The sequence below is a fragment of the Methylobacterium sp. WL116 genome, assembly GCF_008039455.1.
In the GTDB taxonomy this organism is placed as follows: domain Bacteria; phylum Pseudomonadota; class Alphaproteobacteria; order Rhizobiales; family Beijerinckiaceae; genus Methylobacterium.
The window spans coordinates 1-20,237 of the sequence record NZ_VRUV01000028.1; the positions used below are offsets into that span (position 1 = coordinate 1).

Below are 20,237 nucleotides of genomic sequence, written 5' to 3' on the forward strand. Positions count from 1 at the left end.
GCATGGCCGGGGCGATCCGCGCGGCGAAGATCGCCCGGTCCGCCGCCCGCGTGCGCCTCGACGCACGCGGCGTCGTCACGGTCGAGGTCGACATGACCGACATCGGCACCGGCAGCTACACCATCGTCGCGCAGACCGCCGCCGAGATGATGGGCGTCACGCCGGATCGGGTCGTCGCGCGCCTCGGCAATTCCGATTTTCCGGAGACGCCGGGCTCCGGCGGCCAGCAGGGGGCCCCTTCCGTCACCGCGGGCGTCTACGCGGCCTGCGTCAAGCTTCGCGAGGCGGTGGCCCAGCGGCTCGGGTTCAACTCGGCCGACGTCGCCTTCGCCGAGGGCGAGGTCCGCTCCGGCAACCGCGCCGTACCGCTCGGGCGGGCGGCGGAAGCCGGCGACCTCGTCGCCGAGGACACCATCGTGTTCGGCGATCTCGCCAAGCGCTTCGCGCAGCAGACCTTCGGCGCGCACTTCGCCGAGGTCGGCGTCGACGCCGACACCGGCGAGATCCGCGTCCGCCGGATGCTGGCGGTGTGCGCGGCCGGGCGCATCATCAACCCCAAGGCCGCGCGCAGCCAGATCATCGGCGGCATGACCATGGGGATCGGCGCCGCCCTGATGGAGGAGATGGTCGTCGACATGAAGCGCGGCTTCTTCGTGAACCACGATCTCGCCGGCTACGAGGTGCCGGTGCACGCCGACGTGCCCCATCTCGAGGCGGTCTTCCTCGACGAGGTCGACCCGACCATGTCCCCGGTCAAGGCGAAGGGCGTCGGGGAGCTCGGCCATGTCGGCGTCGCCCCGGCGATCGCCAACGCGGTCTACAACGCGACCGGCGTGCGGGTGCGCGACTACCCCATCACCCTCGACAAGCTCCTCGACCGGATGCCGGACTCGGCCTGACGACGCCTCGGGATGCGGGACACGACGATCCGCGCGCCCGGTGTGCGATCGATCCGCCGGCCCGAAGCCTGGCGGCCCTTCGAGAGGCCATCCGCCAGCGGCGCTCCGGTGGCGCCCCCTCGACCGTCCATCGCGAGAACGGTGCGAAGGTCGGCCGGACGCAGGCTTTCGTGCCGGCGGCCTGGGAGCGCGGTGTGCGACCCGGGCCTATCCCCTCCCGTCAGAGGCTCGGGTGCAGGCCGCGGACCGGGCTCACGCCCTCCAGCAGCGCAGCGGCGTGCAGGATCGTCGCCTCCGCCTGCCAGCTGCCGACCAGCTGCACGCCGATCGGCAGGCCCTCGCGGCTGGTGCCGAACCGCATCGACACCCCCGGCAGGCCGGTGACGTTCAGGGGCACGGTCGCGCCCTGCAGGTAGGTCAGGTCGACGGTCTCGCCGTCGACGACGAGGTCCCGGATGCCGTGCTTGTGCGCCGGCACGGGCAGCACGGGCGTGAGGAGCACGTCGTAATCCCGGAAATAGGCGGCGTAGCCGTCCCTCAGCCGCTCGGCCGCCTGCTCGGCCGCGACGTAGTCCGCCATCGAGGTGTCGGGCAGCGACAGCATCGTCCGCGCCATCCTGTACATCCGATCCTCGTGCCCGGCGGTCGCCTCCCGGAAGGCCGGCTTCATCTCCATGACGTGGAGCTTGTTGAACACGTCGAGGGCGAAGTCGCGTTCCAGGGCCGGGATGCGGACCTCCTGCACCGGGTGTCCCTCGCCCGCGAGCGCGTCCGCCGCCGCCCGGACGGTGGCCGCGACCTCCGTGTCGATCGGCCCGAAGCCCGGCCCGACCATCCAGCCGACGCGGAGCTTGCGGCCCGGTGCGATGCCGGCTCCGGCGTCGAACGGGCCGCCGTGCGAGGCGAAGCCGTCGAGGCCGTCGGGACCGGCCAGCTGCGCGAAGGCGAGCGCGAGGTCGCGGATCGAGCGCGCCATCGGGCCGACGTGCCAGAACCGGCGCGGCGCCCGCGGCCAGATGCCGGTCATCGGCACGCGCCCGTGCGTCGGCTTCAGCGCGACGATGCCGGTCTGCGCGGCCGGGCCGCGCACCGAGATGGCGAGGTCGGTGCCGAGGCCCAAGGGCGACAGGCCCGCCGCGATCGCCGCCGACTCGCCGCCGCTCGATCCGCCGGGCGTGCGGTCGAGGTCCCACGGGTTGTTCGAGCGGCCCGAGAGCAGGTTGTCGCTCTCGATCCAGTAGGAGAACTCCGGCAGGTTGGTCTTGGCGAGCAGGATGCCGCCGGCGCTCTTCATGCGGGCGACGCTGGTGGCGTCGGCGTCCGGCCGGCGGCCCGCGAAGATCGGCGAGCCGCGCTGGGTGAGGACGCCTGCCGTGTCGATCGAATCCTTCACGGTGAAGGGCACGCCGTGCAGCGGCCTGAGCTCCTTGCCGGCCATGACCGCTTCCTCGGCCTCCCGCGCGGCGGCGAGCGCGCCCTCCGCGAGGGTGACGATAGCGTTGACCTTGGGGTCGACCGCCGCGATGCGGTCGAGATGGGCCTGCACGACCTCGACCGGCGAGACCTGGCGGGTGCGGATCAGCGCGGCGAGGCCGGTCGCGTCCGAGAAGACGATGTCGGTGGTCATGATCTGAGAGCCTTCGCGATCGCCGATGCGGGCATGGTGCCTCGGCCGGGTCATGGGGAGGGCCGTGCGGTGCGCCGGCCGTGCGATGGTCGGGGGCGGGCGCCGCGGGGGACGCCCGACCCGTCAGCGGTTCGCGAGGCGTGCGACGAGCGTTTCGGCGGCAGGACCCGAGGAGGCGGGGTTCTGGCCGGTGACGAGCAGGCCGTCGGTGACGACGAAGGGGGCCCAGTCGGCACCCTTGGCGTAGAGGCCGCCGTTGCGTGCGAGCTCGTCCTCGACCAGGAACGGAACCACCCGGGTGAGGCCGACCGCCTCCTCCTCGGTGTTCGCGAAGCCGGTGACGTTGCGGCCCGCGACCAGGGGCGTCCCGTCGCCGGCCTTGGCATGGCGCAGCACGCCGGGGGCATGGCAGACCAGGGCCACGGGCTTGCCGGCCGCCAGCGTGGTCTCGATCAGCCGGATCGAGGCCGGGTCCTCGGCGAGGTCCCAGAGGGGGCCGTGCCCGCCGGGATAGAACACGGCGTCGAAGCCGTCGTGGCCGACGCCGACGAGCCGGCCGGTCTCGGCCAGCACCGCCATCGCCGTTGCGTCCGCTTCGAAGCGGCGCGTCGTGTCGGTCTGGAAGCTCGGCTCGGCGCTCTTCGGATCGAGCGGCGGCCGGCCGCCCTTGGGCGACACCAGCACCACCTCCGCGCCCGCATCCTTGAACACGTAGTAGGGGGCGGCAAGCTCCTCCAGCCAGAAGCCGGTCTTGCGGCCGGTGTCGCCGAGCTGGTCGTGGGAGGTCAGGACCATCAGGATCTTCATGTCGTTCTCCGGATCGTTGGCTTGGGTGAGGGGAGGTTGGGCGAGGGGAGGTTGGGCGAGTGAAGGTGGGGTGCGAGGACGTCCTCGAGGGGGACTCCCCGCGCGGGGGCCGGCATGGGGCGGGCCGGCGCTACCGCGCCTTGGCGGTGCTACCGCGCCTTGGCGGCGCGTTCCGCGGCCGGGTCGCGGGCCGGGGCCGCCTGCGCGGGGCGGAGTTCCGCATTCGTGCCGCGGACCTCCTCGAACCGGGCCATGCGGACGGCGCCGATGGCCCCAGGGTGATCCGCTCCTGCGCCGTCGCGTCCGTGGTGGCGCCCGGGAGGGCCGTCAGGCCGGCGGCTGCGAGGAGGGCGGCGGCCAGCGTCTTGGTGTGGTGAGGCATCGATTTTCTCCTTCCGGTTCGCGTTCCCCCCGCCGGCCCAGGGGAATGATGAGGATCAGAGTAGACCGGTCGTCTTGGTTTTGCGCAGCCACGCGTGCCGTTGCCGGCGCCGAGGGGATGATCAGTGCGACGCGAGGCCGAGGATGCGCCGCGTCGTGCCCAGGGCGGCCTCGAACGGGGCGTCGGTCCGCCCGATCTTCGCCATCAGGCTGGCGCCGAGCCAGACGTGATACAGGTCCTCGGCGGTCGTGTGCGGCTCGCTCGCGATCGTGAGCGAGCCCTCCGCCACGCCGGCCGCGATCGCTCGCGACAGGCGTTCGATGATCCCGGCGGTGCCTGCCTTCAGGGCGAGGCGCATGGCCTCGGACAGGTCCGAGACCTCCGCCGCGAGCTTCACCGCCAGGCACCTGCGCCGGTCGTCGATGCCCCCTTGCGTCGCCTGCCACTTCCGCCAGTAGGTTATCAGGCGGTCGGCCTGGCTCAGGCTCGGCTCGGCCAGCATCGCGTCGAGCTCGGCGAGGTAGGTGTCGAAGTAGTCCTCCAGAAGCGCCTCGCCGAACGCCTCCTTCGAGCCGAAGTAGTGGTAGAACGATCCCTTCGGCACGCCGGCCGAAGCGAGGATCTCGTTGAGCCCGACCCCGGAGAACCCCTTGGCGCCCACGAGGCCGTAGGCGGTGTCGAGGATGCCCTGGCGGGTGTCGGTCTGTGCGGTGACGCGTGCCATGACCGGGAGATAGCTCGGATTAGACCGGTCGTCTAGTCGGGCCGAAAAGATTTTTCCCGGCAGGGGACGCGGCGGGCGAGACGAAGTTCGGGGCGAGCGTTCGAGGCGGGGGCCGGAAGCGTTCCGGCATCGGCTGGAGCAGGCCCGTTCGCTCCGCCGCCAAGCGAAGGTGGCCGCGCTGACCCTTCGGCAGAAGGCGGAGCGGGCTCGCAGGCACGCCGTCTCCCCTCCGGAACCGCGACCGCGGCGTACGGACCGGTCGTTGCCTGACGTCGGAACCGCCGCGCCCGCCGACGCTCCATCCCCGTCCCGACCGCCCGCATCCGAGCAGGGTTCGGCCGGCCGGATATTGCCTTCCGCCATGCGCGATCGGACTTGGCGCACCGAGGATTCCGATCGCACCCGGATTAGGAGGTTTTCGTCGGGTGCGGTATCAGAGTTCGCGGCTTCGAACTCTTCGGAGCGGCCATCGCCATGCCGGAGTGCTCCGCAGCTCCTCGTCTTGACGACCTTGAGACGGACATCAGGAGCGTATTCGATGATCGGTGACGGCAGGCCTCTCGCCATCCTCATCGCGGAGGCGGACCAGCTCGTCCGCATGGTCACCGCCGACATGCTGACCGATCTCGGCTACCGGGCCATCGAGGTCGGCACCGCCGCTGAGGCGCTGGCGGTGCTCCAGGGACCGGACACCGTCCGCATGCTGATCACGGGGCGCAGCATCGTCGGCGACGGCGTCGCCCTCGTCCATCTCGTCCACCACCGCTGGCCCGGCGTCGGCATCATCGTCACCTCGGGCGCGGGCGCGGATCTTCGCAGCGCGCTGCCGCCGGGGACGCGCCTGCTCAGCAAGCCGTACAAGTTCGCCGACCTCATCCAGGAGGTCGAAGCCGGCCTGGGGCAGGTGCGGGACGAGCCCGCGACCGCGCCCGTGCTGCCGAGCGGCGTGCCGCCCCACCGGGGATTGGAGATGGGCAACGGCGTGGGCGCCCTCGCCGCCCCCTCGACCGAGCCGGACAAGTCCTAGCCGCCGCCCGCGGGATGCCCGGTCCGGATCGCCCGCCGCAGCGAAATTTCCCACGGCAGCCCCGTGCGCGGCCCGAACAGGATGCCCGTGAGGGCAGCCCGGTGCTCGATCGGACGACGCCCGCCCTGCAGCCAACGGAACGCGCCGTTCGCCGCGGGAATGCCGGCATAGGCGGCCGTCTGGATGCCAAGGTGGCGCACCGTGCTCACCGGCTTCGTGCGACGCGACATCGATCATCGTCGGGTCGCCGATGCGGTCGATGGCCTGATGCTGCGCGGCGACCCCGGCTTGCGCGGCGGCGGCGGTCGTGACCTGATGACCAGCCGGGTGATGCGCGCTCGGCCCCTGGTCGCGGAGCGGACATGCAGGCGTCACCCACTCCCTCCGCGGGCGTCGCCGATCAGTCGCGCCGCGCCGCGGTCGCCGCCTTCATCGGCACGACCATCGAGTGGTACGACTTCTTCATCTACGGCGTCGCCGCTGCGCTGGTGTTCGGCCCGCTGTTCTTCGCGGGCGAGACCCCGTTCCTCGGCACGCTGTCCGCGTTCGGCGCCTTCGCGGTCGGCTTCCTGGCGCGGCCGGCCGGCGGCCTCATCTTCGGCCACCTCGGCGACCGCTTCGGGCGCAAGCGCGCACTCATCGCCACGCTCGTCATGATGGGGCTGGCCACCAGCGCGATCGGGCTGCTGCCGACCTACGCCTCGGCCGGCATCTGGGCTCCGGTTGCCCTGGTGCTGCTGCGCCTCTTCCAGGGCATCGCGGTCGGCGGCGAGTGGGGCGGCGCCGTGCTGCTCGCCGCCGAGCACGCCCCCCGCGGGCGTAGCACGTACTTCGCCTCCTTCGCCCAGCTCGGCAGCCCGGCCGGGCAGATCCTCTCGCTGCTGGCGTTCCGCCTGGCCGGGCTGATGGACAAGGAGGCGTTCCTCGCCTGGGGCTGGCGCCTGCCGTTCCTTGCCAGCGTCGTGCTCCTGGCGGTGGGGTTCGTCATCCGGCTCGGCGTCGCGGAATCGCCGGCGTTCCAGGCCGCGCAGGCGGCCGATCGGGAGGCGCTCGCCCGGGCGGCGCCGATCCCGGAGGTGCTGCGCACGCAGCGCGGCCCGCTGCTGATGGCGATCGCCGCCAACACCTTCGCCATCGCCTCGGTGTATCTCTACCAGGTGTTCCTGATCACCTACGCCGTGCAGTACCTGCATATCGAGCGCGCGGTGATCCTCGATGCCCTTCTGATCACCGCCGGGGTGCAGTTCGTCGTCCAGCCGGTGGCCGCGCGCGTGGCCGAGCGGCTCGGCGACGAGAGCCGCTTCCTCCAGCTCTCGCTCCTTTGGTGCATCGTCACGCCCTACCCGCTGTTCCTGTTGCTGGAGACGCGCTCGTTCGCCGCGATCACGCTGGGCCTGTGCCTGATCCAGCTCGGTATCGCGAGCTTCTACGCGGTGGTGGCCGGCTACGTCGCCGGCGCCTTCCCGACCCGGGTGCGCTACACCGCCATCTCGATCGGCTACCAGTTCAGCGGCGCGGTGGCGGGGGGCCTGACGCCGATCGTCGGCACGGTGCTGGCGGAAGCCTCGGGTGGGGCGTGGCTGCCGATCGCGCTGTTCGGCACGACGCTCGCGGGCATCTCGCTTCTCGGCATCACGCTGCTGCGGCCGCATGTCCGGGCGCTGCGTCGCTGGGGCGAGGATGAGGCGGCGACCTGATCGCGGCTTGCCGGTCCCCGTTTCGCTTCGCCGCGCCGCTCGTTCCGCAGGACCGCCACCGTGATCGTGGGCGATACGTCATGTCGTCCGGCGGCAGGCCGGCCGGCGTCGCGGGCGAGGGCGCCGGCGACCCGTGAGATCCATCGCGGGGGACTCGCCTCGATCCGGCCGGAAGGGGGCCGGCCATCCGAGCCTCGCTGTTGTCGCAGCCGGGCTCTTCGGAATGGCGGCAGGACGCCTGCGGTCAGCCTCCGAGCGCGGCGGCGCCGCGATAGGCGTGTGCGGCGTGGCGGGCGGGCAGGCGGTCGCCCTGGCCGAACAGCTTGTTTCTGAGCGAGCCCGGCGTGTAGGCGGTCTTGTACAGGCCGCGGTCCTGGAGCTCGGGGATCACGAGGTCGATGAAATCCGAGAAGCTTTCCGGCACGACGAGGCGGCTGAGGTTGAACCCGTCCACCTCGCCCTCCTCGACCCAGGATTGCAGCTCGTCGGCGATGGACGCGGCGTCGCCGGTCAGCACCGCGTAGCGGCCGCCGAGGCCCATTTCCGAGAGCAGGTCGCGCTTGGTCAGCCCGCGCTTGGCCGCCGCGGCGGTGGCCGACTGGATCGCGTTGCCCGGGGCGTAGGGGATCGGCTCGTCGAGGCCGTAGCGGGCGAAATCGATGCCGGTGGAGGCGGAGAAGTGGGCGAGCCCGGCCTCGGCGCTGGCGTAGCGCATGTACTCGGCGCGCTTGTCCTCCGCCTCGGCACGGGTGCGGCCGGGGATGGCGGCGATGCCGATGAACACCTTCACGTCCTGCGGGTCGCGCCCGGCGGCGGCGGCCTCGGCGCGGATCGCGCGGACCGAATCGCGGGCCGACGTCTTGTCGCGCGCCGAGATGAACACGCACTCGGCGTGCCGTCCGGCGAAGGCCCGGCCGCGGCCGGAGGCGCCCGCCTGGTAGAGCACGGGCGTCCGCTGGGGCGAGGGTTCGCACAGGTGGTAGCCGTCGACCGCCAGAAACTCGCCGCGATGGGAGACCGGCCGGATCAGCGCCGGATCGCTGAACACCCGCGCCTCGCGATCCCGGCGCACCGCCGCGTCGTCCCAGCTTCCTTCCCAGAGCTTGTAGAGCACCTCGAGATACTCGTCGGCGTAATCGTAGCGCCTGTCGTGCGCCGGAAGCGCCTCGCCCCGGCCGCGATGGGCGCTCTCGAGGTAGCCGGTGACGATGTTCCAGCCGACCCGCCCGCCGGTGAGATGGTCCAGCGTCGAGAGGCGCCGGGCGAAGGTGTAGGGCGCCTCCGCGAAGACGTTGAGCGTGATGCCGAAGCCGAGATGCTCCGTCACCGCGGCCATGGCCGGAACGATCAGCGTCGGGTCGTTCACCGGCAGCTGCACGGCTTCCCGCGCCGTCACGTCGATGCCGCCGCCGTAGATGTCGTAGACGCCGAGGATGTCGGCGATGAACAGCCCGTCGAACAGGCCGCGCTCCAGAAGCTTCGCCTGGTCCGTCCAGTAGCGCAGGGTGTTGTACGCGGCCGAGCGGTCGCGCGGGTGGGTCCACAGGCCGTGGTTGATGTGGCCGACGCAGTTCATGTTGAACGCGTTGAGCCGGATCTGCTTTCGGCCGTCGCTCATCGCGCCCGGAGCCTCCGCACGACGCTGTCGCCCGTGAATTGCACGAGGCAGACGAGAACGATCAGGATCGCGATCACCACCGACATCACGGTCGTGTCGAAGCGCTGGTAGCCGTAGCGGATCGCCACGTCGCCGAGCCCGCCCGCGCCGACCGCACCGGCCACGGCCGAGGCGCCGATCATCGACACGACGGTGATGGTGAAGCCGCCGACGATCCCCGGCAGGGCTTCGGGCAGCAGCACGTGGAGCAGGATGTGGCGACGGCGGCAGCCGATGGACTGGGCCGCCTCGACCAGCCCGGGATCGACCTCCCGCAGCGAGACCTCGGCGATCCGCGCGAAGAACGGCGTCGCGCTCACCGCCAGCGGCACGATGGCGGCCCAGACGCCGATCGTGGTTCCGACGACGAGCCGGGTGAACGGGATCAGCGCGACCAGCAGCACGATGAAGGGCACGGCGCGGAAGCCGTTCACGACGAGGCCGACCAAGCGGTTCGCCGGCGGCGCCGGGAAGATGCCGCCCGGCCCGGAGGTGACGAGGAACAGCGCGAGCGGGATGCCGGCGACCACCGCGATCCCCGCCGAGACCCCCACCATGAACATCGTGTCGAACGCCGCCTGCCAGAGGCGGTCAATCATCTGCGGCGACATAGCCGATCCCCTCGACGGTTTCCCCGATGGCCCTCAGCCGGGCCTCCGCCTGCATCCCCTCGGCGGCGATCAGCAGGCGGCCGACGGCATGCCCCTGGATGCGCTCGACGCCCGCCTGCAGAAGCCGCACCGATCCCCCCGTCGCCGCGACGAGGGCCGACAGGTCGGGCGCGGAACGCCCGGCATAGGTGATCCGCAGCACGGCCTGCGCGCCCGGCGCGGGATGCGACAGGAGCCGCTGCGCCAGGTCGTCCGGCACGTCGCGGGTGAGGGGCGCCAGCAGCGCCCGGGTCGCCGGGTGCTCGGGCGCGCCGAACACGCGCCAGACCGGGCCGGATTCGGCGATCCGCCCGGCTTCCAGCACGACGACGTCGGTGCAGATCTCGCGGATCACGCTCATCTCGTGGGTGATGAGGATGATGGTCAGGCCGAGCCGCCGGTTGATGTGCCGCAGCAGGCCGAGGATCGACAGGGTGGTCTCCGGGTCCAGCGCCGAGGTCGCCTCGTCGCAGAGCAGGATCTCGGGGTCGCTGACCAGGGCGCGGGCGATGCCGACGCGCTGCTTCTGCCCGCCCGAGAGGCGCGACGGATAGGTCTCGGCCTTGCCCTCCAGGCCGACGAGGCGCAGCGCCTCCGCGACCCGCCGGTCGACCTCCGCCCTGACGACGCCGGCCACCTTGAGCGGCAGGGCCACGTTCTGCCGGACGGTCTTGGCCGACAGGAGGTTGAAGTGCTGGAAGATCATGCCGATGCGGCGGCGCAGGGCCACGAGACCGTCCGTGCGCAGGGCCTCGATGGGCTCGCCGTCGACCAGCACGCGGCCCGATGTGGGCTCCTCCAGCCGGTTGACAGTCCGGAGCAGGGTCGACTTGCCGGCACCCGAGCGGCCGATGATGCCGAAGATCGCGCCGGACGAGACGTCGAGGCTGACGTCGTCGAGGGCGCGGACCTCGCCGCCCGCGGAGCGATAGGTCTTCGCGACGTTCTCGAACCGCACCGTGCCGACGCCGCGCCGGGCCGCGTCTTCCCGGGCCACCGGGACCGCGTTTGCGCCCGTCGCCTTCGGCGCGGCCGGATCGATCGATCCGAGACTGTCCAGAGCCAAGCTCGCCATCGTCAGTTCTGCCACGCGAGCAGGTACAGCTTGTCGCTGCCGGCAAAGGATTTGTCGATCTGCTGCTTCACGGCCTCGGAGTTCTGGAAGATCTGGACGAATTTCCGGATCGTCGGATCGTCCTTGCGAGCGGCCTTCGTGACGAAGCTCACCGCGAAGAGCTTGTCCTCGATCCCGGAATAGATCAGCCCGCTCGTCGGATCGAAGGCACCGGCGGCGACGATGAAATGCGGATACCCCTGCGCGAGATCGACATCGCCGGTGATCCGCACCAGTTGCGGCCCCTCGACCTCGGTGAATTTCAGCGTCCTCGGGTTCTCGACGATGTCGTCGACGGTGCCGAGGAAGCCGACATCGTCCTTGAGCTTGATGAGGCCGGCCTTCTGCAGCAGCAGCAGGCCTCGGTCCTGGTTCACCGGATCGTTGGCGATGGCGACCTTGCCCCCCACCGGGACCTGGTCGAGGCTCTTATGCTTGAGCGAGAACAGGCCGATGTTCTGCAGGATGCCGAGCCCGACGATGTCGAACCGGTAGCCCTTCTGCTTCGCGGCGTTCTCCATGAAGGGACGATGCTGGAAGAAGTTCAGATCGATGTCGCCCCCGTCGAGGGCGACGTTGGGCGTCGTCCAGTCGCTGAACTCGATCACCTTCACGTCGATGCCCTGCGCCTTGGCCTCCTTGGCGGCCGCGGTGACGGCGTCGCTGTAGGCGCCCGGCACGGTGCCGATCTTCAAGGTCTCGGCCTGGGCCGCCATCGCGCCCATGGACAAGAGAACGACGGCGAAAGTCTTCAGGAAGCGCATCGGTCGTGGACTCCTGTCGCTCGGCCCGGCGAAGCCGGGGCAGCGGGCGGGGATGAGGGGGCAGAGGGTCGATCGGTGGGCCGGAGCGGCCTCGCCTGGGCCGTGCCGGTCAGGACGGGCGGACGGGGACGACCGAGCCGCGGTAGCGTTTGCGGATGAAATCCGCGACCTCGGCCGAGGTCAGCAGGGTTCCGAGGCGCAACACGCGGGGATCCTTCGCCAGGCCCTCCGTCGTGACGAGGACGTTCGCGTAGGGGTTGCCCTCGGCCCGTTCGAGCGCCAGCGCATCCCGCGCAGGCTCCAGCCCCGCTTCCAGCGCGTAGTTGCCGTTGATGACCGCGAGCGCCACGTCGTCGAGGGAGCGCGGCAGTTGCGGGGGCGCGATCTCGACGAACCGGAAGCTCTTCGGGTTCTCGACGATGTCGTCCACCGTCGCGTTCACGTCCGCCTCCTTCGCCCGCAGCCGGATCAGGCCGTTGGCCTGAAGCAGCGACAGCCCGCGGTGGGTGTTCGAGACGTTGTTCGACAGGGAGACGACCCCGCCGGCCGGCAGGTCCGCGAGCGCCTTGGCCCGGCGGCTGTACAATCCCAGTGGCTCGACATGCACCGCCGCCACGACGGCGAAGCGCATCCCCATGGCGGCCTCCTCCGAGCGGAGGAAGGGGACGTGCTGGAAGAAGTTGGCGTCGGCGTCGCCGTCACGCAGCAGGGCGTTCGGGCGCAGATCGCCCGAGATCTCGATCACCTTCAGCGGCAGGTCGGGGGCGAGCGTGTCGCCGACGAATTCGAGGATCTCCGCATGCGGCAGCGAGGAGGCCACGACCCGCAGGGGCGCCGACGCGGCGCGGGCCGGCCCGACGCAAAGGGCCAGGGCGCCGGACAGGAAGACGCGACGGGTCGATGCAGGCACGGCGCACGCTTTTCGATGGAATTTCGATGATGAAGACTGGTCTTGGTATCTCGAAACGAAGGTCTCGCATCAAGAGCAGCGATTGCCGAATTTCGGCCCGTTCGAAGGGGATCGTCGCCGTGTTTCGCGGCGGGAGGATAGCGATGTTCTCCCGGCCCCTTGCCGCGACGGGGCTCACGCCGAAGCGGCGGCCCCCGTCGCGGCGAAGCGGCTGGCAGGGCGCGCGAGGCCGAGATGATCCCGCAGGGTGGTCCCGGCGTAGTCGCGCCGGAACAGGCCGCGCCGCTGGAGGATCGGCACGACCGCGTCCACGAAGGTCTCCAGGCCGTCCGGAAGCACGTCCGGCATCAGGTTGAAGCCGTCCGCCGCGCCGGCCCGGAACCAGGCCTCGATGTCGTCGGCGATCGCCTCCGGCGTGCCCGCGACGATGCGGTGGCCGACGCCGCCGCCCAGGGCCCGCAGGAGCTGGCGTACCGTCAGCGCGTCTCGGCGCGCGAGCGCGACGGTGCCGAGGAACATCGTGTGGTTGGCATCCGGCGGCAGCGGCAGCGGATCGGGCAGCGGCTTGTCGAGGTCGAGGCGGGCAGGATCGATCCGCAGCGTGCCCGCGAGGCGCGCGAGGCTGTACTCCACCGGCACGAGGTCCCAGAGCGCGTCCTGGCGCCGCCGCGCCTCGGCTTCGGTGGAGCCGATCACGGTGGCGAGGCCCGGCAGGACGACCAGCGCGTCGGCCCCCCGTCCGTAGCGCGCTGCCCGCGCGCGCAGGTCGCGGGCGTAGGCGGCGCCGTCCTCGATTCGTCTGGGCCAGGGAGAACACCGCGTCGGCGGTGGCGGCGGCGAGCTCGCGCCCATCCTCCGAACCGCCGGCCTGGAAGGTCACCGGGCGTCCCTGCGGGCTGCGCGGCACCGTGAGCGGCCCGGCGACCGAATAGTGCGTGCCGCGATGTTTCACGGCGTGGACCTTGGCGGCGTCGACGAAGCGGCCGCTCGCCCTGTCGCCGACGAACGCGTCGTCCTCCCAGCTGTCCCACAGGGCGTGGACGAGGTCGGTGAACTCCCGCGCCCGGGCATAGCGCGCGCCGTGCGCCGAGGCGCCCGCGAAGCCGAAGTTGCGGCCGGCGGCGGCATCGGCCGTCGTCACCACGTTCCACCCGGCCCGGCCGCGGCTCACGAGGTCGAGGCTCGCGAAGCGGCGGGCGAGGTTGTAGGGCTCGTTGTAGGTCGTCGAGGCGGTGGCCACGAGGCCGACATGGCGCGTCGCCGCCGCCACGGCCGCGAGCACCACGGTCGGCTCGAGGGCGTTGAACGGCCGGTGGTCGATCCGGTCGTTGATCGCGGGCGTGTCGGCCAGGAAGATCGCGTCGAGCTTGCCGCGCTCCGCGATCCGAGCGACGCGCACGAAGTGGTCGATGTCGACGAAGGCGTCTGGCCGGCTGTCCGGCAGGCGCCAGGCGGACGGGTAGACGCCCGAATGCAGCAGGTTGACGTTGAGGTGCAGCTGGCGGCCGCTCATCGATGGTCTCCGGTTCAGCGCACGCGCGGCAGGATCTGCTCGGCGAAGCGGCGCATCTCCGCCTCGAACGGCTGGAACTGCAGCATGAACAGGTCGATGCCGGCGGCGTGGAAGGCGCGGATGCGCTCGGCCACCGTGTCGTAGCTGCCGACCAGCCCGGCGGCGGTGCCGCCATTGGTTCCGACGTGCCGCGAGGCGGCGGCATCGGTCTTGGCGAACATCACGCTCGCCTGATCGGTCCGGGCGCGGGTGTCGGCCCGCAACGGCGCGTCGCGCTCTGCGAGGGCGAGGAGGCGGGCATGCTCGGCTTGCGCCTCGGCATCGGTGTCCCTGGCGATCACGAAGGCCGAAAGCCCGTAGCGCAAGGGGCCGTTGGCGGCGGGACGCTGGCGCAGGTCGGCGATCAAGGCCGCGACGTCCCGCAGCGGTTGGCCGTTGATGAACCACACGTCGGCGTGGTCGGCCGCCAACGCCCGGGCCGGCTCGGATTCGCCGCCGAGATAGATGGTCGGCCGCGGCCGGAAGGTGCCGGCCGGGCGGAGCCGATACTCCTCGACCTGGAAGTGCGCACCCGCGAAGGTCACGGTCTCCCCGCGCATCAGCCGGTCCACGAGGCCGATCCATTCGCGGCCGTAGGCGTAGCGGTCGTCATGGGCCGGAAAGGGCAGGCCGGCCCGCTCGAACTCCGCCTTGTTCCACGCATTCACCAGGTTCAGGGCGAAGCGCCCGCCGCTGATATGCTCGATCTGCAGCGCCATCTTGGCGAGCACCACCGGGTGGTACAGTCCCGGCTTGATCGCCGCGATGATCTCGATGCGCCGGGTCAGCGCCGCGAGCGCCGCCGCTCCGGTCCAGGCCTCGAGCTGGTCGCGCCCGGAATCGTAGGGGTTCATCGTGTGCTGGGCGACCAGCACCGCGTCGAAGCCGAGCGCCTCCGCCTCGAGCACCAGGGCGCGGTTGCGCTCCCAGCCGGCATCGTCTGGCTCGTCGGGATCGTGGTGGGAGGCGCGGGAGCCGTGGACGGCGGCCCAGATGCCGAAACGGGGAGCATGGGCCACGGCGTCAGCCCCGGCCGACGGGGGGCTGGAAGATCGGCACGTCGGTGGCGTCGATCCGGCGCGGGATGAGCTTGGCCTCGTAGAACACGTCGGCGATGGCCTGCTGCTCGCCGAGCTGGGCGCGCTCCACCGGCTCGACGGCGTAGGTCCGGCGGCTGTTGGCTGCGGCGACGACCGCGGGCGGCAGGTCGCCCCAGATCGGGGCGAGCAGCGCCACGGCCGCCTCCGGGTTCGCCTTCATCCAGGCACCGGCCTCCACCAGGGAGCGGTAGACGGTCGCCACCACCTCGGGCTGTGCCGCGACGAAGCTGTCGTTCGCCAGATAATAGCGGTGGTAGCTCGTCAGCCCGCCGCCGTCGGCGATGACCCGCACCGGGCGCTTGGCCTCCGCGAAGGCCAGAAACGGGTCCCAGATCGACCAGGCGTCGAGGCTGCCCTGATCGAAGGCGACGGCTCCGTCCGGCGCCTGGAGGTAGGCGGGCTTGATGTCGGCGAACGTCAGGCCGGCGCGCCTGAGCGCGGCGGCCAGCACGTAATGGCTCCCCGAGCCGCGGGAGACGCCGACCGTCTTGCCCTTCAGTTCGGCCACGGTCCGGATCGGGGACCCGGCCGGGACGATGATCGCCTCGGCCGCGGGCGCGCCCCGCTCGCGGGCGTAGAAGGTGAGCGGCGCCTTGGCCGACTGGGTGAAGATCGGCACGGCGTCGGCGACGTCCGCATGAATATCCACGGCGCCGGCATTCATCGGCTCGATCACGCTGGTGAACAGGTGCCAGGACGGCGTGAAGCCCAGCGGGGCGAGCCGCTCGGCGAGCGTGCCCTTCACCTTCAGCACCGTGAACAGCACCGACGAGCGCTGCATGCTGATCTTCACCTCGCGCGGCGCCGCGCGTACGGCCGGCGCACCGAGCGCCAGGGCAGCGGCTCCGCCGAGCCCGGTGCGGAGGAGCGAACGGCGGGAGGGCGCGATCCGCCACGGGGTCTCGTCGGTCATCGAAGGCTCGCACATCGGCTGGAAGGCGGGAGAGAGGCCGATACGGCGGCGGCCACGCCGTCTCGGGCCCGCCCGCCGCTCGCCGGCTCGCGTATTGAAGTCGAGCAAGGGCGTCGGATCAAGAAACCACGGTTTCGATTTTCCCCGGATGCGTGGAAGCGCCTTCTTCGATCGGCTTGTCGGAGAGCATACGTCTCCTGTCTGTTCGTGAGCGGCGGTATACGGACAATACTGAGATCCTGCCGAGCGATCGGTCCAAGCTTGATGATCCAGATCTGGACTGGGAAACCGTCTTCTTTCCTGTCGGCACAGATCGAAACGAAATTACCTTGTCCTCCTCAAAGCCAGGGCAGACATTCCAAAAACATGTGCTTGCACGATGCTCGGCTTGAGGTCGGAGGGCAATTCATCGATTTATCGGTCACTCTGTCGCGCAGTCGGCCGGAATCGGGAAATCGTGTTCATGTCTCAGACGGATGCAGGCTGGGGTGCGGGGCCGAGCGGGCGCTACGAAGAGCTCGCGGACCGGTTCCGCCCGGTCCTCGCCGAGATCCGCGCCACGGCGATCGAGCGGGACCGCAGCCGTCGCCTGCCTCATGCCGAGATCGGCTGGTTGCGGGAAGCCAACTTCACCACCCTGCGCCTCGCGCCGGCCGAGGGCGGCCACGGCGCGAGCCTGCCCGAGCTGTTCGCCCTGCTGGTCGAGCTATCGGCCGCGGATTCCAATGTCACCAATGCGCTCCGGGCCCATTTCGGCTTCACCGAGGATGCGCTCTGCTCGTCGTCGCCGGAATGGCGCGCGGCCTGGATCGGGCGGATCGGAGCCGGCGAGACCATCGGCAGCGGCGTCTCGGAAACGGGGCCGGCCAAGGTCGGCGCCTTCGACACGGTGGTGCGCCGGCGTGACGGCGCCCATGTGGTGGATGGCCGGAAATTCTACACGACCGGCTCGCTGTTCGCGGACTACATCCACCTCTCGGCCGAGGACGAAGCGGGCGGCCCGGTCACCGCGGCGGTGCCCGCGCGCGCGCCCGGCGTGACCATCGTCGACGATTGGGACGGATTCGGGCAGGCGCTCACGGCCAGCGGCACCGCGACCTTCGAGGGCGTGGTGCTCGATCCGGGCCTGATCAAGCCCGATCCCGCCCGCTTCCCCTATGCCATGGCGTTCTTCCAGCTCGTGCACCTGGCGACGCTGGCGGGCGTCGGCCGGGCTGCGGCCGACGACGTGGCGCGGCTGGTGGCCGAGCGGACCCGCGTCTACAGCCACGGCAATGCCGGGCGGACGGCCGACGATCCGCAGATCCAGGCGGTCGTGGGCCGCGTTCGGGCCAACGCCTACGCGGCGGGCGCGATCGTGCTCAAGGCCGCCGAGGCGCTGCAGAGGGTTTACGACGCGCACCGTGCCGGATCGCCGGATGCGGAGCGACAGGCGACGCTCGCCGATGTCGAGGTCAACCAGGCGGTCGGCGTGGTCACCGACCTGATCCTGACCGCGACGACCTGCCTGTTCGACGCGCTCGGCGCCTCCGCGGTCAAGGTCGGAACCGGGCTCGATCGCTACTGGCGCAACGCCCGCACCATCGCCTCGCACAATCCGCGGATCTACCGGGACCGCTCCGTCGGCGCCTTCGCGATCTCCGGCGCGGCGCCGCCGCGCCAATATCGCGTCGGATCGGCGTGAGGCGGCGACGGGCATGGGACGCCGCGACCGCATGCGCCTGGGCGCGTTCCTGTATCCCGGCGGACACCATGTCGCCGCAGGCGGCATCCGTCGTTGCAGGCCGATGCCGGGATCAACGCCGCCCATGACCGGCAGATCGCCCGCACGGCCGAGGCGGCGAAGTTCGACCTGATCCTCCTCGCCGACGGGGTCAGCGTCCGCGGCGACGACCTCGACGCCCTGAGCCGGACGGCGATCCGCTATGTCGGCCAGTTCGAGCCCTTGACCCTGCTGTCTCACCTCTCGGCGGTCACGGAGCGCATCGGCCTCGTGGCGACCGCGTCCACGACCTACAACGAGCCGTTCCACGTCGCGCGCAAGTTCGCCTTCCTCGACCATCTGAGCGGCGGCCGCGCGGGCTGGAACCTCGTTACCTCCGCCGACCCGCGCGAGGCCTGGAATTTCAGCCACGCGAGCCACCTCGCCCATGCCAACCGATCCGCCAGGGCGGAGGAGTTCGTCGATGTCGTGCGCGGCCTGTGGGATTCCTACGCGGACGACGCCTTCGTGCGCGATCGCGAATCCGGGCGCTTCTTCGATCCCGAAAGGCTGCACCTCCACGCGCACGAGGGGGCGCATGTTTCGGTGCGCGGCCCCCTCAACGTGCCGCGTGCGCCGCAGGGGCATCCGGTCGTGGTGCAGGCCGGCTCCTCGGAAGCCGGCAAGGCGCTCGCCGCCCGCACCGCCGAGGTGATCGTCACGGCCGAGCAGACGCTGGAGGACGCGGCCGCTGGGAGACGCCATTCCGGACAGCCTAGGCCGCCAGCCTGCGCGCTTGCGCGGCGGTCGGATCGACCGTCAGGGCGATTTGACCCGATGGCGGGGCGGTCTGCACCGTGCTTTCGGCAGCCGGGCTGACGCCGAAGGTCGACAGCGCCGCGACGAGCTGCGACGCCTGCGTCTGGGTTCCGGGATCGATGGCGGCCGCGCCGTTCGAGACCGGCGACGGGTTCGTCCGGAACCGCAAGGCGACGTCCGCGATGTCGCCGCGAGAGCCGTCGGCCCACGTGAACCTCCCGTCGGCCAAGATCGTGTTTCCGTGATCGGGGCGACCATCCGGCGTGGCGTTCAGATCGATAGACACGATGCCCAGATCGCCCAGGGAGTGGAGCGAACCGGGGTCCGATACCGCGGTCCCGGACGCATCGACCCAGACCTTCAGGTTGCTCCAGCCCGCATCATGCGCATCGAGCACGCTGTCATGGTTCGTATCCGCGGCTCGTAGGGCTTCGAAGGTCGGCACGAGATCGGCAGCATCGGTCGGGGTCTGGGCACCGCTCGGAAGGTCGACGAGATAGCCTTCGCCTGGCGTTCCCCATCCTGTCTGAACCCGGCGGCCGTCGTTCCCCATATCGAAGCGCGCGGGCGAATGGTCGGCGTTCACGGTCTGAACGCCGTCATGGGCGAGGTTGAGGATCAGCGGGTCATCAATGCCACCAAATGAACCGTCGTCGCCGCCGTCCCCGTAGTCACCACCGTCACCGCCGTCGGGATCGAAGCCATCCCCCAGATAGCTTGGATCTCCTTCATTGCTGTAATAGGCATTGTCGTACGGAGCATTACCCTCGTAATCGCTCATTGCATCAGCCGGACTGGGAGTTGAAATCTGATCTCCTGGCGCCAGCGAGTATCCATCTCCTGTTCCGTTGAGAGACGCCTGCGTTTGGGGGCCGAAGAAGATCCCGGTGGTCTGGTGATCGATCGCATCCGAATTCTCGCGGTCATCGCTGACATTGAGTGTGTCGGGATTACCGTCTGTATTTCCGACGTAGATGCGTTCGTCGGCGCCCCCGTTGATGGTGTTTCCCCCGCCATGGACGGCAATGCTGTCGCCGGTGTTGAGATTGATCGTATTACCAGAGCCGTCGATGTTCGCGGCCGAGTTGGCGGTGAGGTTGATGCCTTCACCCGATCCACTGATGACCTCGTTCACGACCCCGGGCGCGGTGTTGACGGTCGAGCCGCTGTCGCCGAGCGTCAAGGTCTGCTGGTTGTTGATAAGGCCGACAGTGCCGCCACCGTTGACGGTAGCCGTAGTTCCAACACCAAGTAGGTTGACAATATCGCTGCCGTTGTCTCCGTCTATTGTGTTTTCTTTTCCATCCACGACGACTGTTGTTCCACTGTCTCCCAGAGCTTGAATATGATTATTTGAGCCATTTATAGTAACGGAATCACCAGAAGCAACATCGATTTCTTCATTGCTGGCATTGATGGTCGCTGTTTGAGCGGAAATAAACGCATGCGTGGTTCCACTCGCATCTGTCCATATCACTGTTGGGTTTGAGGCTGGATCATCCGCCGTTACCGACAAGGCTGTAATGTTTGTATTACTAGCTATTGTCGAATTTGTTTGGTTTTCTGTACTCTGTAAAACTGTTCCCGGATTAGATTAAGGAGGCTCTGCAGTAGCTATACTGTTCAATGTATTGATAGATTTACTCAAATAATCGCCAACTGAGTTCAATACATTGGAGTTAGCAGAGCCTATCTGGCTTTCTAGATTGTTGAAGGCGTTTGTAATTTGATCAATATGATTTAGCGCTAAACCTGTGGCATCTGCGCTAGTGGTACGAGTCTAACACTTGGTGCCCGCGCTTTGCGGCCTGGATGATGCGATCCGGGTCGGCGGTCCAGACGAAGGGCTTCGGATTGCCGTTGCTCTCGGCGATGAAGCGTTTGATGGCGGCC

The 20,237-nt window shown here is 70.0% G+C and carries 15 protein-coding genes and 4 pseudogenes; 5 read left to right on the forward strand and 14 right to left on the reverse strand.

What is annotated here, in order from left to right:
- On the forward strand, window positions 1-899 hold an 899-nt coding region (locus tag FV223_RS04620), incomplete at its 5' end, for a molybdopterin cofactor-binding domain-containing protein (protein WP_147725702.1).
- A 220-nt stretch (window positions 900-1,119) separates the two neighbouring features.
- Here FV223_RS04620 and FV223_RS04625 read toward each other — a convergent pair.
- From FV223_RS04625 to FV223_RS04635, 3 genes are all read right to left on the reverse strand, one after another.
- Entirely contained in the window at window positions 1,120-2,526 is a 1,407-nt protein-coding gene (locus tag FV223_RS04625) for an amidase (protein WP_147725703.1), read from the reverse strand.
- Window positions 2,527-2,649: 123 nt separating this feature from the next.
- Window positions 2,650-3,333, reverse strand: a complete 684-nt coding sequence (locus FV223_RS04630) for a type 1 glutamine amidotransferase domain-containing protein (RefSeq protein WP_147725704.1) — start codon at window positions 3,331-3,333, stop codon at window positions 2,650-2,652.
- A gap of 503 nt (window positions 3,334-3,836) precedes the next feature.
- The gene (locus FV223_RS04635; protein ID WP_147725705.1) at window positions 3,837-4,439 is read right to left on the reverse strand and encodes a TetR/AcrR family transcriptional regulator; all 603 of its coding nucleotides are present in this window, start codon (window positions 4,437-4,439) and stop codon (window positions 3,837-3,839) included.
- Window positions 4,440-4,977: 538 nt separating this feature from the next.
- Between FV223_RS04635 and FV223_RS04640 the strand changes: the two genes are divergently transcribed.
- The gene (locus tag FV223_RS04640) at window positions 4,978-5,466 is read left to right on the forward strand and encodes a response regulator (RefSeq protein WP_187274927.1); all 489 of its coding nucleotides are present in this window, start codon (window positions 4,978-4,980) and stop codon (window positions 5,464-5,466) included.
- Window positions 5,467-5,513: 47 nt separating this feature from the next.
- Here FV223_RS04640 and FV223_RS04645 read toward each other — a convergent pair.
- Window positions 5,514-5,594, reverse strand: a pseudogene (locus tag FV223_RS04645) (IS5/IS1182 family transposase); the annotation flags it as partial.
- 234 nt (window positions 5,595-5,828) lie between these two features.
- Between FV223_RS04645 and FV223_RS04650 the strand changes: the two are divergent.
- Entirely contained in the window at window positions 5,829-7,163 is a 1,335-nt protein-coding gene (locus FV223_RS04650) for an MFS transporter (RefSeq protein ID WP_147725706.1), read from the forward strand.
- Between the two features lie 244 nt (window positions 7,164-7,407).
- Here FV223_RS04650 and FV223_RS04655 read toward each other — a convergent pair whose 3' ends face one another.
- The 8 genes and pseudogenes from FV223_RS04655 to FV223_RS04690 all read right to left on the reverse strand — a co-directional run bounded on the left by FV223_RS04655 (window position 7,408) and on the right by FV223_RS04690 (window position 15,823).
- Window positions 7,408-8,781 (reverse strand): LLM class flavin-dependent oxidoreductase, encoded by a 1,374-nt coding sequence (locus tag FV223_RS04655; protein ID WP_147725707.1) that lies wholly within the window; start codon window positions 8,779-8,781, stop codon window positions 7,408-7,410.
- Complete coding sequence (locus FV223_RS04660; RefSeq protein ID WP_147725708.1) at window positions 8,778-9,431, reverse strand: methionine ABC transporter permease; 654 nt, start codon at window positions 9,429-9,431, stop codon at window positions 8,778-8,780. The genes FV223_RS04655 and FV223_RS04660 overlap by 4 nt, the downstream gene beginning before the upstream one ends.
- Entirely contained in the window at window positions 9,412-10,536 is a 1,125-nt protein-coding gene (locus FV223_RS04665) for an ATP-binding cassette domain-containing protein (protein WP_246686653.1), read from the reverse strand. Before FV223_RS04665 ends, FV223_RS04660 begins: the two co-directional genes overlap by 20 nt.
- Window positions 10,537-10,547: 11 nt before the next feature.
- The gene (locus FV223_RS04670) at window positions 10,548-11,348 is read right to left on the reverse strand and encodes a MetQ/NlpA family ABC transporter substrate-binding protein (protein WP_147725709.1); all 801 of its coding nucleotides are present in this window, start codon (window positions 11,346-11,348) and stop codon (window positions 10,548-10,550) included.
- Between the two features lie 109 nt (window positions 11,349-11,457).
- Window positions 11,458-12,258: a MetQ/NlpA family ABC transporter substrate-binding protein gene (locus FV223_RS04675; protein WP_243950180.1), complete on the reverse strand. Its 801-nt coding sequence runs from the start codon at window positions 12,256-12,258 to the stop codon at window positions 11,458-11,460.
- Window positions 12,259-12,432: 174 nt separating this feature from the next.
- A pseudogene (locus tag FV223_RS04680) lies at window positions 12,433-13,771 on the reverse strand (LLM class flavin-dependent oxidoreductase).
- 14 nt (window positions 13,772-13,785) lie between these two features.
- On the reverse strand, window positions 13,786-14,829 hold the full coding sequence (locus FV223_RS04685; RefSeq protein ID WP_147725710.1) for an LLM class flavin-dependent oxidoreductase: 1,044 nt from the start codon (window positions 14,827-14,829) through the stop codon (window positions 13,786-13,788).
- A gap of 4 nt (window positions 14,830-14,833) precedes the next feature.
- Entirely contained in the window at window positions 14,834-15,823 is a 990-nt protein-coding gene (locus FV223_RS04690) for an ABC transporter substrate-binding protein (protein WP_147725711.1), read from the reverse strand.
- A gap of 463 nt (window positions 15,824-16,286) precedes the next feature.
- Between FV223_RS04690 and FV223_RS04695 the strand changes: the two genes are divergently transcribed.
- The gene (locus FV223_RS04695; protein WP_147725712.1) at window positions 16,287-17,507 is read left to right on the forward strand and encodes a monooxygenase; all 1,221 of its coding nucleotides are present in this window, start codon (window positions 16,287-16,289) and stop codon (window positions 17,505-17,507) included.
- 13 nt (window positions 17,508-17,520) lie between these two features.
- Window positions 17,521-18,272: pseudogene (locus tag FV223_RS04700) on the forward strand (NtaA/DmoA family FMN-dependent monooxygenase); the annotation flags it as partial.
- Window positions 18,273-18,300: 28 nt separating this feature from the next.
- Here FV223_RS04700 and FV223_RS04705 read toward each other — a convergent pair.
- Window positions 18,301-19,860 (reverse strand): hypothetical protein, encoded by a 1,560-nt coding sequence (locus FV223_RS04705; RefSeq protein WP_187276061.1) that lies wholly within the window; start codon window positions 19,858-19,860, stop codon window positions 18,301-18,303.
- Window positions 19,861-20,110: 250 nt separating this feature from the next.
- Window positions 20,111-20,237: pseudogene (locus FV223_RS04715) on the reverse strand (IS630 family transposase); the annotation flags it as partial.